Origin of the sequence: Streptomyces sp. SID13031 (assembly GCF_010548305.1) — a bacterium.
Lineage (GTDB): Bacteria > Actinomycetota > Actinomycetes > Propionibacteriales > Kribbellaceae > Kribbella.
On the sequence record NZ_JAAGLV010000001.1, the window covers coordinates 735,269 to 753,057 of the forward strand.

Annotated in this window: 5 protein-coding genes; all 5 read right to left on the bottom strand. The window is 70.7% G+C overall.

Annotated features, from left to right (window positions below):
* Nucleotides 1–36 precede the first annotated feature (36 nt).
* From G3I17_RS03175 to G3I17_RS03195, 5 genes are read right to left on the bottom strand one after another with little or no spacing between them, the layout of a single operon-like run.
* Nucleotides 37–279 (bottom strand): DUF202 domain-containing protein, encoded by a 243-nt coding sequence (locus G3I17_RS03175; protein ID WP_164593710.1) that lies wholly within the window; start codon nucleotides 277–279, stop codon nucleotides 37–39.
* A gap of 29 nt (nucleotides 280–308) precedes the next feature.
* Nucleotides 309–2,978, bottom strand: a complete 2,670-nt coding sequence (locus tag G3I17_RS03180; protein WP_164593712.1) for a M36 family metallopeptidase — start codon at nucleotides 2,976–2,978, stop codon at nucleotides 309–311.
* A gap of 27 nt (nucleotides 2,979–3,005) precedes the next feature.
* On the bottom strand, nucleotides 3,006–8,714 hold the full coding sequence (locus G3I17_RS03185; RefSeq protein ID WP_164593715.1) for a hypothetical protein: 5,709 nt from the start codon (nucleotides 8,712–8,714) through the stop codon (nucleotides 3,006–3,008).
* A gap of 30 nt (nucleotides 8,715–8,744) precedes the next feature.
* Nucleotides 8,745–14,516: a hypothetical protein gene (locus G3I17_RS03190; RefSeq protein ID WP_164593717.1), complete on the bottom strand. Its 5,772-nt coding sequence runs from the start codon at nucleotides 14,514–14,516 to the stop codon at nucleotides 8,745–8,747.
* Nucleotides 14,516–17,782, bottom strand: a complete 3,267-nt coding sequence (locus G3I17_RS03195; RefSeq protein WP_164593719.1) for a hypothetical protein — start codon at nucleotides 17,780–17,782, stop codon at nucleotides 14,516–14,518. Before G3I17_RS03195 ends, G3I17_RS03190 begins: the two co-directional genes overlap by 1 nt.
* Nucleotides 17,783–17,789: the final 7 nt, after the last annotated feature.

Sequence of the window (17,789 nt, forward strand, 5' to 3'; positions counted from 1 at the left end):
AGGCGCAGGCGGCTACTGGCCGGCGTCGAGGGGCTGTTAGATGTTGGTGGCGGGGTGGGAGCGGCGGTATTCGAGTCTGGCGAGTGCTGCGAGGATCAGGGCGATTACCACCAGGCCGACGGCGAGGGACCATTCGAGTGAGCCGCTGCCGTGGTCGGGGTCCCAGCCGGTCAGTAGCTCGATCCATTCGCGGGTGATGAGGGTCAGGATGGCGAGTGCGGCGGCTGCGGCGCTCAAGCCGAGCTCGATCCAGAACAGTTTGCCGGGGTTGTTGGTCATGGTGTCGTACCTCCCAGTAGTCGGTGTGGTCAGAGCCGCACGGTCAGGGTCCAGCTGTTGAGCTTGCCGAGGTCGCGGCCGTCCTTGTCGACGACGACGAGCGTCCAGTCGCCGTAGGCGGCCAGGCCCACGAAAGCGGCGAGTGGCTGGCCGGTGCCGCTGGTGTAGGTGGTGATCAAGTGGTCCACTTCGGTGCCGCCGCGACGATGGAGCGTGACTCGTTTGCCCGTTGGGCCGCGCAGGCTGACTCCGAGGTCGCCCGCCTGCGCATGGGTGATGTCGACAGACAACGTCAACCCTGCAACGGTTCCGGCCTCGCTCACCGTGACCTGGTTCTGGAGACCGGCACTCTCGGCCGGGATCGTCGAGCCGAGCAGGGCCTCCAGCCGTATCGAGGGCCGGTCGGGGCCGACTGCTGCCGCCAGCCCCCAGGCGTCCAGTCGCCCGACGTCCACCGGTGCGTGGTCGGCCACCTTCAGCGCCCAGCTTCCCCCGGTCGGCGTCCCCTCCAGTTCGGCCAGTGAAGCGACCGACCCCGAGTCGTACGAACGCCGCAGGTCTCCGGCGCCGCCGCCAGCCCGATCGTGCAGTACGGCTGAGCGGCCGTCGGGAGCCACCAGGGTCACCACCAGGTCACCTCGGAACGAGTGGGTGATCGCGACATCGACTGTCAGCGACTGCACCGGTCCGGCGTCCGGTAGCGAGACAGTGGAGACCACGCCTTCCGCGTCGGCGTCCGGGATCGCCAGGCCGGGTGTCGCCTCGGCTCGTACGACCGAGGTCGACGGAGTCGGCGGAGACTCGAAGTCGGCGACGATGCCCGCCAATTGCGGTCCATCGGTCTGTGCGCCCGGACCCATCCCGTACCGGGCGAACACCTCCCAGGCGGAGTGCACGAATCGGGCGGTGGCCGTGTCCTCGTCCCCGCGTGCGAGTGAGAACTGCCGGGCGGCGAGCAAAATCGCGTCCCGTAGAGCCAGCAGGCTCGGGTTGGCGGAGGTGAGCTTGAGGGCGTCGACCACGATCTGCAGGGTCTCCGTCCGGCCGAGCCGCCGGGCCAGCGACATCAGTGCGGCGCACCACAGCTCACCGATGTCGTGGACTTTGCTGTACTGCGGCGAGCCGAGGTCTGCGTAAGTACCGGGGTAGTCCTCGGTGTAGGGGTGCCGGCGGATCCCGTTAGGACGGGAGACCACCCAGTCGCCGACGACGGTCTTGCCGAGCAACGAGCACGCGACGAAATCGCTCAAGCCCTCGCCCGACCCGCCCGACTGGGGGGCGTCCAGCGAGGTGTCGTCCAGCGGGCCGCCGACGAGCCGGTTCGACAGGCCGTGGGTGTACTCGTGGTAGACCACGTCCGCGTCCAGCGCGGTGTGCCGCTGGGTCGAGTCGACCAGGCCCATGTTCATCACCGGGGCAGACCCGTCGGCCGGGGTGGCCATGTTCGCCGTGCCCCAGACCACCCCTGGGTGGACTCGGGCGAACACGGCGTCCCCTGCCCGGCCGCCGCGCCCGAGCGAGCTGACCTGGAAGTTGCCGTCGGGCTCCCGGAAGCCGAGCAGGTACAGCGCGTCGTGCATCGCGGCGCAGTACGAGAACACGTTCAGGACAAGCTGGTCCGGCTCATTCTGGCCAGCGGGCGCAGCGAACACCACGCCGCCCGCGCTCGACGCTCCCTGTACGGTCCGGCCAGTAGCGAAATTGATCGCGCGTACCGACGCCCCGGCCGTGGTCGTGTCGAGCAGCCAGGGGTCCGGGAACCCGGCAGGCAGCCCAGGGGGCACAGGCAGGCCGTAGCTCTCCAGGGGCAGCGGGAAGTCGACCTCTTGGCGCGCCTCGCCCGAGTGCAGTACGACTTGTCCGTGGCCGCCGAGCCCGTGGGTGAGCCGCCGGCAGAGCAGTACCCGCCCGTCCGCGGCGTCGATCACGAACCTGTACTCCGGTGCGCCTGGCACCTCGATCCGCAGCTGCCACGAGAGCCGCAGCCGGCCGTCGAGCGGGAACCACACCAGCGACACCGTTACCGGGCGTTCGAACGCGGTGGACTCGAAGACCGCCGCCCGGTCGGGTCGGTCCTGCGGCGAGGTGACCAGCCGCGCGGCCGGGGACCCGGCATCAGGCACCGGCTCGGTGAACGATTGGCCGAACGGATCGACTTCCTCCTCATCGCCGCCGGCCGCAAGATGCGCGGTCGCCACCTCGAGCGCCTCTGCCGCCGGGATCGCCGGCTCGACCGCGAGGTCGTCGGCGATCGTGTACGACCGGCCGGCCACCTCCAGCAGCTGACCCGTCGGGTCGAAGCGAACCGTCTCGCTCGCCTCGTACACGCCGATTCCCTTGTACTGCTGCCGAAGATGCACGGCGACGCCGTCGGCCGACGTGGTCTGGTAGCCCGGGTCGGCCAGGTACTCCGGCGCCTGTTCCGGAGCCAGGCCGAGGGCAGGCCCGACGTTCTGGACGTGCGACAGCGCCCGCCTGACGTAGTCTCCGTGACTCGCGGGCGCGTCCCGGGAGACCACCACCGCGGGGTTTCCGGTGGTCGCGTCGAAGCTGACGATCTGCAGGTCGTGCTCGCCCGGCAGGTCCGCGGACACTGCCTCGGCGGCGGCATGCAACTCCTCTCGTCGCTCCTCGGCGACAGTCGAAGCGGCAGCTGCCGAAGCGGCCGTTTCCTTACGGAGGTCGACTTCTCTGGCCATGGCAGGTGTCCTTTCGTGGGCAGGGGATCAGGCGACGACATCGAACAGGCGAAGAGCGACGCCGGGCCGTCGGCCGGCGAAGGCGTGGATGAGGTCGTGGGTGGCGAAGGTGGCCGGTACGTCGGTACGCCGCCCGGCCCGGTCGTCGTCGGCAACGCAGAGCAGCAGCTCGGACCGCGGGGCGACACCGCCAGGGTCCCAGGTGAACTCCTCTATGTGAGTACTGCCGGCCGGTACCGGCGGTGTCGCGTTGGCCACCTCGGTGGCCGTGATGGGCGTGGCAGCGAGGTCGAGCCGGAACAGCCGCAGCCGGGTGTTGACCGAGTCGACAGTGCCCGTGTTGCGCACCCGGAGGTAGAGGGAGTTCGCAGCGCCGGTCTTCAGCACGTCATGACCGAGCGCGGCCCGTACGGTGAACAGGGCAAGGCGATCCGCGACGGCAACTGGCGCGGGTGTGGCTGCCAGCTCGGCAAGGTGCGCCCCACCGAGTACCGGGTGTCGCCGCCCGCCGCCCTCGGGGGAAGCGGCCACTCGCAGGTCGATACTCGCTACCTCCGCCTTGGCCGGTACGCCGGTGAGCTCGCAGGCCAGTGAGATGGCCCGGCGGATGTCGGCGTGCCGCGCGTGGGTCAGGTCGGGGATGTCGGCCGGGTCGCCGTCGAAGCGGATGACGGCCCGCGGAGTGACCTCGACGTGCAGCACTGGTCCGGCCCTGAGGTCCAGCGGCCCGGGATGGGCCAGCAGGTTGTTGCCGCTGACCGGGGCGAAGCCGATCGCCGCCACTGCCGGCCCGCTGATGGTCATCGTGCTGGAATCCGAGCAGTCCAAGGCGACACCGGCGAGCAGCCGCACATTCACCACGCCGTCGGCGCCGGCGAGTCTGAGGTCGTCGATGATCGCACGGGCGACATACTCGCGCCGGACGAACACGGTGCCCGAGAAGCGCGTGGGGGAGAGGTCGACCGGTACGGCAACGTTGCCTCCGGCAAGCAATACGGTGATCGTCAGCGCGGTCGCACCGGCGAGTGCGAACGCGTCCGTGTGCAGCGAGGTCTGCAGCCGTGGTGCACCGGGTCCGCCGACCGGGAAGCCGAGCGGCGCGGCCGCGGTACCGGCTGCCCGGAGCGTCGCGCCACCGGTGCCCTCCAGCACGAACCCGGTGATGGGTTCGTACGCCCCGATCGGCAGCCGCGCCTGGACGATCCGCCGTTGCAGCATCCGGACCACCTCGCTCGGCTGTACTGCGGCCGCCGCGCGGGCCTCGTCGGCGGCGGGCAGCAGCGTGAGGTCGGCCACCAGTGGTGCTGCCAGGCGAACGCCCAGGGCAGGACCAGGTCCTGCGGCGGCAAGGTTGCGGTCGTCGGCCGGGGCGACCGCGGCGACCCGGACTCGCCCGGCGACGCCGAGATCGCCGGCCGCGAACCCGAGCGCGATCCCCGCGGATGTGCCTTCCGCGGCGGCGACGTTCTCCACCACGATGTCGGCCGGGCCGGTTGCCCGCACGACGAGCGTCCGGTCGTCGTCCACCCGGCGGACGGCTACCTCGCGGAATGCGACCCGCCGCTCCACCGCGAGCAAGGCCGGGATCGCGGTCGGCCCACTGGTCAACGGATCCGACACCGCGGTGGTGAGGACGAGCAGACCGACCGAGTTAGTGCCGTCGAGTGCCGGCCAGGCGACGGGGAACGTCACGACACCGGTGTCTCCGCCAGGCACAGTGCGCGGCACCTGGCTGTCGCCACCGACTGTCCAGGCGCCCAGCGCGCCAGCCAGCGGCGGCGGTGCGGTCAGCCGGGTCCAGATGTCGGCCGGTAGTACCGGGATCCCGTCGTCCAGTGGAGCCCACAGCAGTACGACCCTGGCACGCTCGGCGGGAAGTCCACCCGGAGGTGGCACGGAGACCGGGCCGGTGTTGGTCACCTGCACCATCACGTCGGCCGCCGACCCGGCCACGATGTCGTCGTGCGGGAGGTCGAGGTCGAACGTCACGCCGTCCACGTCCGCGTCGGTGCCCAGGCCGGCGGGTCGCCGCCGGACGACCTTGAGGTCAGGTGAGCCGGTCGGAACCGTTCCGGCAGCGGCGGTACCGAACGAAGGTGCTGCCCGGGCAGGCCGGAACCCGTCGTCCAGTTCGGTGTTGCGCACGAGGAGGCGGACCTCGTCGGGTGGGTCGGCATCGAGCCGCCGCTCGTACGCACCACGGGTCCACAGGGCGGCTCGTAGTACGCGCTGTTCCGGATGGCTGACCAGGTCGACGACCTGCGCGTTCGGCAGCCCCTCGTTGATGGGAGCCCAGCTGTCGCCCGAGTCCGTACTACGGAAGACGCCGGCGTCAGTGGCGGCGAACAACACGGCGGGGTCAGCCGGATCGAGTTCGAGGGCGTGGACGCCGAGTGGGACGCCGCCGCTGACGATGCCTTGCGCGACCCCGCCGACGATGTGATGCCCGACTGGTTGCCACGTCTCGCCGCCGTCGCTCGTGCGGAAGACGAACGCGGAGTCGGCGGGCACCGCCGCCTCGCCGGACAGGCCGACCCACGCGGTCAGCGGGTCGGTGGGGTGCACCGCGATCGCCTCGACCTCACGATCGCCCAGCCGCATCTGTGGGTTGGTGCGGTCGAGCCAGGTGACGCCGCCGTCGCGGGTGACGTACACGCTGCCGTCCTGGCCACCGGCCCAAGCGGACGAAGGCGCGGCGAGACCGCCGGGCGACGCCGGTGGGGGAGCACCGAACTGGAGTTCGCTCACCCAGCCCTCGGCGGGCGCCACCACGAGATCCGCCCGCACCCGCACTGCGGGCGTCGCGGCGAGGTGCCTACTGATCAGGGTGTGCAGCTCCTCGACGGTGACAGCGCGGAGGTCAGCCACGTCGGCAGCAGTGAAGAGCAGCGGCGGCGTGGCCGCCGTACCGTCGGAGATCACCAGCTGGAGCGGCGGACCGGTCGGAGTGAGATCGATCCCGGCGTAGTTGCGCACGTTGGTCTTCAGATGCGCGACGGTGCGGCTGAAGACGCCCAGCCTGATCAACGGTGCGCCGGCAGCAGCAAGGGAGAGGCGCGCTGCCGCTGTTCCACTGAGTACCACCCGAGTACCGGCCTCCGACAGCAGGGCGACCCATGCGTTGGACGGCACTGCGTGGACGTGCACCGGGTCGCCGGCGAGGACGCCTGCGAGCGCAGCGGCGAGTTGGCCGGCCGTGACGTTCGCCGGGTCGGGGAACGCGGGCGGCTCGATCCGCACGGACCGTACGGCGCCGCCGTTGATCGTCACCTGCAGGGTCCTGACCGGGCCGGAGAAATCGCGGTTTGTGCGGAGGTCGAGATTGACCAGGTTGAGCAGCACAGAAGCCGGCCGGGCGGCATCGCCGTGATAGTCACCGCGATTGACCGCGAGCCGGGACAGACCGTCCGGCAGGGGATCCAGGGCGTCGCCGCCGAGGCGGATCAGGGTCGCGGCGCCTGCGTCGTGGGTGACCAGTTGTACCGCGGACGGCGTACGCCACAGCGACGGGAATGCCTCGACGGTATGGACCGGCAGCGTAGCCACCTTGCGGACGATGTCGGCCACGGTCACCTTCGCCAGGTCGATACCGTCGGCGGCCCGGAAGGTCACCGCATGCGCGACTCCGTCGACAAGCAGGCGCAACTCGTCGCCCTCCACCAACCGGTACGGCGCGGGCAACCGGCTCGCGATGACGAACCGGTCGTGGTCGGTGAGGTCGACGTGTTCGAACCGGCCACCGCGACCCGGCAGCAGGCCCAGCCGCCGAGCGCCGGGGGTGTCCACCACCTCGACCACGACGCGGGGCTCCGGCGGTGTCGGCGGGTAGAAGCGCAATGGCTTCGGTAGCCGGGTGCGTGGGCCGCCCGGTGCCGGTGGCATCCGGACCCGCAGTACGAACGAACGGCCGACCGTCTCGAGCGCGAACCGCTCGCCGGAGCCGGCTTTGAGACCGTAGAGCCGACCCCGTCTGGCGTGCAGGAGGCGCCCGGTGTCGAGCGGGTCGCGGGCCGTCTCGGGGACGAACACCGAGTCGTCGTCCAGCCCGTCGACGAGCATCCTGCGGGTCGCGGTCTCCGGGCTGTCGCGGGCCTCGTCGGCGAAGACCTGGTCGCGCAGCGCGGGGAACTGCAGCGCCGTGAGTCCGCCGTAGAAGCTGACGGCCAGTCGGTAGGGGTCGTCGGGGTCGAAGGTGCAGTACGCGCCGTCCCCGCCCATGATCGGCCGCCAGGTCTGACCGCCGGTACGAAGGTACGTGCCGTGGTCCTGGAGGCCGGTGGCGAGCACGTCGCGGACGAGCGGGCTCTGCGCGAGGTCGTAGGCCTGCGCGCCCTGGATGCCGGAGTCGCGCCGTTCCCAGCCGACTGTTCCGGGTGGCACCGGGCGGCCGCCGCCTACTGGCAGGGCCAACGGATCCGACCAGTTCGGTGTTGCGCGAGCGATGCCGCCGTCGTTGGCGACCCACAGCTGGGGTGGCCCCCCCGCGATGGTCACGCCGTGCTGGTCGGCGTGATGACCGCGCAGGCCGGCTCGATGCAGGGGCCAGGACATGATCCGGCGCCAGCTCACTGCACCGGGGGCGGCATCCGCATTCGTACTGACGTGCAGATACACCTGGCCGGTGACGACTCGCTTGGGATTGCCCGGCTCGACCGCGAGGACCAGGTCGTACACGGCCTGGCCGTCGTCGTGGAAGTCCGGGTGGTCGGCGAGCCGGGTCCAGGTCATCGACCTGCCCAGCGCCGCGTTGAGGTTCGTGGTCCGGAACAGGCCCAGGTGCCGTTCGTCCTCGTCGGCGAAACGGACGAAAGCGGTCGCCGCCGTGGCGATCGCGAGCTTGCCAGTGGCAGGCCAGGCAGCGCGAGCCGGCCGGGCGGCGATGACGGTGCAGAGCGCGTCGGCCGAGGCGAGCTCGGCCGTCACCGCCGCGACTGCGGCGGCCGGAGCGTTGAGGCGTAGTACTGCGGCCTCGCCGGCGACGCTGGTACCACGTACTAGCACCAGCCTGCGGTTGCTGGTGAAGGCGACGTCGCTGAAGAACGTGCCGGCGCCGTACGGCGGGTCCCAGGTCACGCCGCCGTTCAGCGTGCGGAAGGCGCCGTCCACCCCGACCGCCCAGGCGTGCAATGCATCTCCGGGGTCCACTGCGATCGCCTCGAAACCGCCGCGGTGCACCGGGTTGGCCGTACCGCCGCCGAAGTTGTCCCAGCTGTCGCCGCCGTTGGTGGAGACGAATACGCCGAAGCCGCGCAGGGTGTTCGGACCGGCTGGCGATGCCTCTCCCGTGGCCGCGTAGATCCGGGTCGGAACAGTGGGTGCGACCGCGAGAGCGCCGACCACCAGGCAGCGGCGGTCATGCCAGTCCGGCAGCGGCTCCCAGCGTCGGCCGGCGTCCCGGGTTCGCCAGACGCCGCCGCCCGCTGAGGCGGCGAACCACAGTTGCGGGTCGGCGACGCCCGGCTCGCCGCAGACGATCGCACGCATCCGCCCGGCGACGTTCCGCGGTCCGATCGGCACCCAGTTGTGGCGCGACCGGGGCTCCGCGCCGACGCTAGCGGCAGCGCGGCGTACGGCCCGCGGCCCGGCAGCCGGGGGAGCTGCGCGGCCTGGTGTCCCTAGCCAGGCAGCGGGCCACTCGGCGACCAGCTCTGGGTCCAGCGCGGGAGCGCCCGGCGACATGCTTGCCCGCGCGAGCAGTTCGTCGGGGCCGTCGTCGTCTTCGAGCTCGTCAGCCACGAGGGGCACCTCCCACCCGATGCGTGGTTGTCATACCGCCCCCAGGTCCAGCAGGTACCGGACGCCCTCGGTCAGTTCGGCGTTGGTCGGCCGGCGTACCGAGCCGTCGGGGAACCGGACGAGTGGTGTCGAGGCCAGCGGGAGTGGAGAGGCGGCGTCCGCCTGAGCATCCGTGGCGACCCGGATCCACGCCCGCCACAAGGGGATCCAGCCCATCGCCGCGACCAGGTCGGCTCCGACGGGCTGAGCGCCGGCGTACCCGATGGGCGGTGTCCGCACCAGCGGGTCGGGAGCTGCCACGGGTGCTCCGTCGGGCGGTGCGCCGCCGCTGACGAGGGTCTGCCACTCTGCCAGCCTTCGCTCGTCCAGGTTCCAGCGGCGGAAGACCTGCACCGCCTCACCGACAGCGGGGATGGGCAGGGCCGGCAGTACTCCGTCTGCGACGGTGACAGGACCGAAGGCCGGTGCCGCGGCAACAGCGAGGAGAGTGGCGAGGTCTGCGGCTGCCCCGAGTCCGCTGCCTTCCAGATCGCCTAGCGATGCCACTGGTACGACGGGGAAGGCGTCTGCGGACACCAGGCCTGCCGAGGTGGACAGGTCGGCGCGCGGCGCGTGGCGTAGTACGACGCCGGTCTTCTGGGTTTTGCCGACCGGCACGAAGGTCGCCTTCGCTACAGCGGCGTCGGCTGCAGGCCCGGGGTCGCCAGGATCAGCGAGACTGCGTGGCCAAGGCAGAGCCGGGTCGGGTGCTTTCGTGGTCCGCGCCGCAGCCTTGACGCCTGCCAGCGCTGCCGGGAGCAACTGCGCCAGCGAGGCGGCAGTAGTCCCTGCAGGAAGGCGGACCGGAGTCTCGACCCCGCCCGTGCGGAAGGTCACCAGGTCATCGCCGTGGCGCACTTCGAGAGTCCCGGCGCCCTCCCACCACACAGTGATGAGATCCCGCATGCCGCTCGGGTAGTCATGCCCGGAGAGGTCCGCCGGAACGGCCGTGTTCGGGTCGGACCACAGCGTCGAGTCGTCGAAAACCCTTGCCAGCGCTGCCGGTTCCGGCGGCAGCAGACCCGCGGCCGCGACCGAGGACAGCAGCGGGAAGTGCCGGTCGGAGCGCAGGAACCAGGACTGCCAGCCGCCCCCGTTGGACAACGAGATGGAAAGGATGATGCCGACGAGCAGCCACATGGCCGCCGTGAAGAGACTCCAGACGAGCCAGAACGGCCAGCCGGTACTGATCCCGAGCGCCTTCATCAGACCGGAGACGAGCAGCGTGAGGCCACCCGTCAGCGCGGGAATCGTCTGGATGGCGAACACCGTCGAATCGCCGGGGCGGCGCGACCCGGCGACCAGCGACCGGATCAATGCGTAGAGGTCGAGGGAGGCGAGCGGGGCGAACATGCCCAGCCACTGGGTGGTCGCGCTCTGCGTGGTGTCGCCCGAGGTGGCCAGCGCACCGGTGACGATCCCGGCCCGGGCCAGGAACATGATCAGCGAAGTGACGAAGACCTCGGTGTGCTCGTCGACCGCCGACCACAGGATCATCGAGTAGACGAACGGTGCGACGGACCCGATCCCCATCGACACGGCCAGGAGTTCGAACACCGACCGCGGGGTGACGGAGCCGGGCGCGAAGAACAGGCCCGCGTTCGGCAGCGTCCTGGCCGCGAGCATCGAGATCGACGGCGCCAGCAGGATGGGCGAGAGCAGGCCCCACCAGGCCGGCGCCGGCCACGACGACGTCCTCAGGTCGTCGAGCACCAGGTTGTAGGCGTTGCGCATCCGCACCGAGGTGAGCCAGTCACCGGTGTCCAGGCCTTCCTCGAACAGCGGGAATCCCAGCGCCCGCTGGGCCGGCAACCCGTAGACGTCGCTGAGGGCACGCAGGTAGCCGTCCCAGACCGCGGTCGGCACACTCTTTGCTGTCGGCAACCAATCGATCAGCGGCGCGGGCACGGCCTCGCCTCCCAGGAAACGGCGACGCAGATAGCGTTCTGCCGCGGCCGCGCCAGCCGATTGGGAGTGCCGATGCCAGTCTGCATTCGTGTCACGCGCGCGCAGTTCGGCCAACTGCGGGCCTACCATCACCCCGGCGGCGGCTGCGGCGAGCATGCCGCTACCGAACCCCCGTACTGCGGCTGCCGCGGCCGCGTCGGCTCCAGCCACCGCGAGTCCGGCCCTGGCCATTGCCAGCGGGAACTCGGAGGCGGGTACTGCGACCCGGCTGCGATAGGGGTCCGGAGTGCCACGCCGCATCAGGTCGGACACCCACCCGCCACCAGGGGCCAGTACGGACGTGAAGCCGGGCAGTTCGAAGCCCAGCGCGCCGAGCAAGGCGTACTGGCCGATCCCCGCGCCCGGCAGAGTCCGGGGAACCGTTGCCGCCGGCCCGCCTGCCATGTTCGCCCGTGCGGCCGTCGCCATTGCCAGGACTCTGCGCTCGACCGGGTGCGGCCGTACTGGCACGGTGTAGCCACCGAAAGCGGGGGAAACCCTTGAGGAGTTGACCTTCCGGCCCAGTTGATCGGCGAGGTCGCCGAGCCTTTGGTGGGCGAGTAGCGCCGTGGTCAGTGGAACCAGGAGCCCGGTGCCACCTGGTGGGTTCAGTTGCGCGCCACCGCCGGTGCCTGAGGACGCGGCCAAGCCCCGAGCCGGTACTGCGGTCACCCGGCGCATGGCTGCCCGGGGTTCGCCGGTTACGAGAGTCACCGGATTCTGCGACGCGGCTGCAGGGAACGGATCTGTGGCGTGGTGGACGAGAGCGAGCAGGACGAACCGCTGGCCGTCCGCAACGTCGACGGGTGGCAGCAGATCGCTGACCAGGTTGAAGGTCGCCACCCCTGGCTTGCCCGGCCGGATTCCGTCGACTGTGCGGATGCCTACGGTTTTCCAGCCACCGGCGTCGATCGGCGTACCGTCCCGTACTGCGGCCGTGTAGCCGGCCGGCAGAGCAGTCGGTGGGGTTACGTCGTCCGCACCCGCAGGGCCGACCAGCAAGGCGACTCGTACACCGTCGGCGGGCGGGTTGCCCGGACTCACCCCGCGGTTTCGGACCGTGACGTGCACACGGGTGGTGGCCGGTGCGGCGGGGACACTGGCTAGTACCTCGCGCTTGCCGTCGAGGTTGCGCAGTTCCACCAGGTTTGGGGTGGCGACCCCGTCGAGCACATAGCGGCCGTTCTGGTCCGGGGCATCCACCACGATGTCGGGGCTGGCGTCCGCTGTGGTGGTCCGGTTGTGGTCGCCGGGAAGGGCCGCCCCGACGCGGGCCGGTCGCCCGCGGTCGGCGGGGGTGGCACGTAGTACCAGGCTGATCGCGGGTTGGGGTGCGCCGGACAGGTCGAGCTCGAACACTCCACGGCCGTAGGTGGTCGCGCGTAGAAGAGTAGGAGCAGCAGGGACCGTCGGGTCGGACACCAGGTCGAGATCCAGGACGGCTGCATCGGGCAGGTTGGCGGACAGGACCTGCCAGGCGGCCGCACCGGCGTTCCAGCTCCACACCCCGAGGTCCGCGGCCACCCACCGGCGGCTCCCGGTGGGGTCGGCGGGATCCAGCACGATCGCGTTGTGCTGTACGTCGAGCAACCCCGCGCCGACCGCTACCCAGGGCCAGACGAGCGGTGGGGGAGGCGGGGGAGGAACGCGAGTGTCCAGGGACCAGACCCGGGCGCCGGCGCCGGTCCGGCCGCCGAGGGTGACGAAGATGCCTTGTCCCAATGGGATCGACGGATTGATCGCGATCCCGGTGACGGGCCTGGTTTCGCCGATCCGGGGGAGGTCCAGCGCGGTCCAGCCGGCCGCCGTCTTGTCGTACCTGGCGACGTGACCATCAGTCCAGCCCGCATACAGCCGGGTTGGGGATGCGAACGCCAGCGAGCGCACGAACGCGCCCGCAGGCGTTACCGGCGTACGAGCGGGTAGGCGTTTCCAGTTCCCGCCGAAGGTCTCGCTCACGTAGGGGACTTCGCCGCCGAAGGCGACCACCTGCGAGTCGCCGGGAATCGCGCTCGGCGGGGCTCCGACCATCGGCGGATAGAACAGCTGGCCCGTCGGGCTCGGGTCTACCGAGGAAGTGTCGTACCTGGCGCCGTCGAGGTCGCTGCGTCGGACCGCCGCGTCGTGGTAGATGCTCAGCAGCCGGCGCTTGGTCCCGGACCCGGCGGGCGCCCAGTCGACGACGGTGTCCCCGCCGTCGCCGTACAGCTGGTGGTCCCAGACCTCCGAGCCGAGGTAGCGCAGGCCGCCGTTGTCCTGCGCGCCACAGAAGGCGTACGAGTCCTCGCCGGGCAGATGGCCGAGTCCCATCAGGGTCAGGGTGCCCAGGCCGGCATTGCAGGAGCGGAACAACCGGCTGCCGGTCCCGCGGGCATTCGTGGTGGCGAAGACTCCGCCGTCGCAGCCGATCCACAGGTCGCTGGAGGAACCCGGGCGATGCGTCAGCGCGTGCACGTCGGCGTGTGAGGAGGCGCCGATGTAGATGTCGCGGCAGCTGAAACCCCCTCCTGCGGCCGAGACCTCGAGCCGATAGACAGTGGCGGAGAACTCGCCCTCGGTGGTCTTGCCGGAGCCGCCGATGTAGAGGACGTTCTGGTCATTGGGGTCGACTGAGATGGCCTGGTCGTAGTTGCCCTGGCCCGGCTCGTCGCTGCCGAACACATCACCGGGTACGCCGGACACCGTCGACCACGCCGGTGCCACCACGGACGGATCGATCCGGTGGACCCCGTGCAGGATGCCGCCCTTGAGCTGGTTAGGGCTGGGCCTGGTCACAGGAGTCGTGGAGAGCGCGTAGACGACGACGGGATCGCTTCCTGAGGCCGCGAGCGAGCTACGGCTCGACCCGGCCGGTAGGGCCGGTAATGCGGCCCAGCCGGCACCGGGCCGCCACTCGAAGGCGGCGCCGTTCTGTACCACGGCGTAGAACCTCACCTGGCCGGCTACCTTGCCGACGGCAACGCTGGTCACCTGGTTACCCGCACCGATCACCGGCAGCGGTTCTTCTACCCAGGGCGTCGCAGTGCCCGCGGTCGCCTGGGTACGACGGAAGACGCCGACGTTGGTGGCGACTAGGACATGCTCGCGGTCGGTGGGATCAGTGGCGAGGGCGTAGACAGTGCGGCCGAGCAGGGATGGAGCTGCGGCCTCCTGTGCCCACGTCCGGCCGCCGTCGTCGGAACGCAGCATGCCCACGCCGAAGAAGTCGGTGGACGGCCCGGTCCCGAAGCCGGCGTGGCCCTCGCCGGTACCGACGTAGAGGCGGTCGTGGGCCGCGTCACCGCCGTCGACCATGGCGATAGCGCCCGTGGCGAGTGTGTCGACCTGCCGGAGCGGCGGTACGACAGGTCCGGGTGGTATCGGCACCTCCAGCGCGTCGAGCTCGTCGCTCATCGCCTCCCAGGTCCGGCCGGCGTCGCCGGTTCGCCAGACGCCGCCGTTCGCGGTGGCGAGGTAGACGCGCTGGCCGTCCAGGGAGATCGCTATGTCCTGGACTCTGCCGCTCACCACGGGTTTTGGCGCGGCCTGCCCGGAGACTGCGCCGAGTGGTCCGATCGGCACCCAGTTCGGACCGCCCGGTACTGCGACCAGCCCGACTGGCTGCGTGGTTTCGGCCAGTGCTTCGTGCTGCAGCTCCCGGTAGGCACGCAGCTGCGCCAACCGGGTCTCGATGTCGGCGCCGGGCTCAGCGATCCTGTCTGTCGGGGCGAAGCCGACCGGACCGTCCGGACCGCCGGCCAGCCGCTCGCCGACGAAGTACTCCCAGCGTCGTTGCGAACCGCGCTTCCCGGATCGACCGCTCCCAGTTCCGGCCATCAGAAGCCCACCTCGACGCCGATGCTCACACCGATCGAGAGCGGTGACTCCTCGACGTGGTCAGGCAACGCGGCCTGCAGGCGCTGCAGCGCGTCACCAGTACGGTCGAAGCCCTGGTCCAGTTGGGCTGCCAGGACATCCAGCGCCGTCAGAACGGGTGCCAGCAGACCTCGCACGTCCAGTCCCGTGGCCAGCGCCAGGATGGTGGCGTGCATCTTAACGACGTCGGCGAAGACGATCGTGGGCCGCGCCTCGTCCAGTACGGCGGCCGCCGCGTCCTTCGCCGCGGTGACAGCGTCCTGCACCGGCGCGAGGGGATCGAAGGCACGGAGTCGGGCAATCACCTGATCGGCTGCCGTGAGTACTCCGCCGAGCAGCTGTTCGGGGCTTAGGGCAACGATCTCGCCAGTGATCTGCGTGTGCAGCGCGACCAGCTCGTCGACGATCGGCTGCAGGTCGAACGCCTCGATCACCCCTCGAACGCTGTCCACCACGTCCAGCGCCGGTTGCAGGAACACGTCGAGCAGGCGGATCAGCGCATCCCGGCCGGCCGCCACCAGGTCGGCGATCGCGGGCAGGATCCGTGCCGGGCCGGCCAGGTCGTACAGCTCGATCACCAGCTCGGACAGTGGCGCCGAACCGTCCACGCCAAGAGCACTGAGGATGTCTCGCAGCCTGGCCGGGATCGCCAGCAACGGCAGCAGTGCAACGGTGACCCCAGCCGCTGCAGCCGTGACCTCGCTCCGCCCGGATGCCGCCAGCGTCTCGGCCACAACCGCGTCCGCTTGCAAGGCGACCAGGTAGCGCCGCCGGTTCTCGGCCAGGGGGCCGAGGACGGCGCTCGGGGAAACGCCGGCCAGCAGGGGATCGAGAGCCAGCCGCAGTTGGGTGCCCGGGGCATGTACTTGCAGAGCACCACTGATCGCCCTCTGCTGGGCCCCAGCCGCCGCAGTCAGCGGCACCGGGTCGAGCGCGGCTACTCCGTCCCGAGCTGTGGCCATCTGGTCTGCGACGTGCCGCATCCGCGCCCGCACCACGGTGGCGCCGTCCTCGCGGCCCGAGATCCAGGCCAGCATGTCCGCCACCGCAGGCTCGGTGAGGTCCAGTCCACCAGACTGGCCGACCTTGACGAGCAGGGATCCGAAGGCGCCACCGGGCGGGCCCTTAGGGAGGTCCCGCAGCCGTGCGGCGACCGCCTCGTCCAGTACTGCCGCCAGTGCCATCGGGTCGACCCGGCCGAGCCACTCCGCGGCGCCATCGCGGAAGGAGGTCACGGCGGCGGTCACGTCGTCGAGGTGCAGGGCGTCGAGCGCTGTCTGCCTCACCTGGTCGAGCGGTTCCTGGAGAGGGTCGAGCACGTGTGCCGGATCGAGCTCGGCCAGCGCCCGCAGTACCGGCTCGAACAGGTCGGCCAGCGGGTCGAGAACTGCGGCCTTCAGGTCGATCCCGTCGAGTAGGCCGCGTACTTCGTCGAGGGCTTGTTCCGCGGGAGCCAGCAGTGCGGCCGGGTCGACCGCTGCGACGGCGGCACGCAGCTCCTCCAAGGGGCCGGTCTCCAGCTCGAGCAGAGCGGGTTCCGGGTCGAGCGAGGCGAGGAAGGCGACCACCTTCTGATAGACCTCGTCGATCGCGTCGAGGACCTCGGCATGCAAGGACTCCTGGATCGCCGCCAGCTCCACTCGCAGGGTGTCCTCGACTGCCTGCAGATCGAGCGCCTTGATCGGCTTGGCCAGGTCGACGATCTCCTGCTGTACGTCGGTCGGCAGCAATCCGAACGGGACGGCGTCGATCACCTGCGCACCGGTGTCGATCACGTCGTTGGCGGCATCGAAGTACGGCGTCAGCTGGGCGGCTCCGAGCGCGGCCGAGATCGAACCGAGTTCGGTACGCAGGTTCTCGGCCAGGTCGGCGAGGTGCAATGCGTCAAGCGCGGCGTCCACCCGGCCAAGGGCCTCGCGGACCTCGCCGGCGGCGGCGGTGACGGCACCGGCGACCTCTTGCAGGCCTGCCTCGATGTTGCCGCAGACCTCGAGCAGCACCTCTTCCGCAGTACCGACTGCTGCCTCGATCGCGTCAAGAGTGTCGATGACCGGCTGCATCGCCCGCTGCACCGCTTCGGCGACCGAGGTCAGGTCGACCTCATCGACGAGCTGGCGGACAGTACGGATCGCCGAGGAGATCGTTCCGGCGACGGACTCCACAGCCAGCCGTACTTCGTCCAGCGGGCCTACGACCAGGTCTGTCACCCCGGTCACCGGCTCGACGAGGGTTGCGGGGTCCCAGCTCCGTACGGTCGTCACCATCGCGCCGACGTAGTCCAGTGCCTGGTCGACGACGTCGCGGCCGGCGTTCTCGAGTACCGGCAGTTCGAGCTCCAGTACGGGAGCCGCCATCGCTCGTACGTCGGCTGCCATCTTGCCGACGGTCTCCAGGTTCGCGTTCGCCATGGCCAGCCGGGCGAGCTCCAGGCCGGCGAGACCACCGGCCAGGTCGAGACCGACCAGGGCTGCTTCGCCGACACCCATACCTATCGTCCAGCGCTGCTCGACATCGAGTACAGCGTCGAGGAAGGCGACTACGCGCCGGCCCAGCACCTCTACTGCGACAGGGTCGTCGGGGTCGGCGGATCGCAGCGCTGCAACGAGCCCTGTGTCAGCGGCTAGCGCGCCGAGACGGTTGGCCGCCGCTTGCGCTGCCTGTACGTCGAGTCGACCGGCGAGCAGGTCTGCCCGCCCTACCAGCCGGTCGCTGACTGCCGCTGTCGCCGTGAGCCCGGCCAGCACGCGTGCCAGCTCGACCAGTCCGCCTACGGTGCCGGCAGTGCCTACCAGCGTTTCTGGGAGGTGCAGGTCGGGGATCAGGTTGAACAGGGCGCCGAGGGGGGCTTCGACGGACGAGATCACTGAGCCAGTGCGGGCGAGCAAGGAGTCCAAGCCTGTGTCGGCGACGAGGTCGAGGGTCGGCTCGAGCACGTTGCCTGTCTGGCCGATCGAGCTGATCAGGCTGATGAGCTGGTCGATCTGGGAGGGAACCTCGGCACCAGGTACGCCGGCTTCGAGGCGGCCCGTGAGGGTGATGGACGCCGTACCGGCTGCTGACAGGACGGCAGCCAGGTCGGGAGGGGCCGCGCTCGCGACCAGGTTGAGGATCGCGGACGCGTCGAAGCGGATCTCGCCGAGGTCGGCGCCGGTGAAGGAGCCGGACAGCGCGGTGAACAGCGCATCGAGGTCGATGGAGGCTGTGACCTGGAGGTCCGCGTCGAGCATGGTCGCC

Coding starts and splice junctions, on each gene's coding strand:
- G3I17_RS03175 (WP_164593710.1), bottom strand. CDS start 279: ATGACCAACAACCCCGGCAAACTGTTCTGGATCGAGCTCGGCTTGAGC.
- G3I17_RS03180 (WP_164593712.1), bottom strand. CDS start 2,978: ATGGCCAGAGAAGTCGACCTCCGTAAGGAAACGGCCGCTTCGGCAGCT.
- G3I17_RS03190 (WP_164593717.1), bottom strand. CDS start 14,516: ATGGCCGGAACTGGGAGCGGTCGATCCGGGAAGCGCGGTTCGCAACGA.
- G3I17_RS03195 (WP_164593719.1), bottom strand. CDS start 17,782: ATGCTCGACGCGGACCTCCAGGTCACAGCCTCCATCGACCTCGATGCG.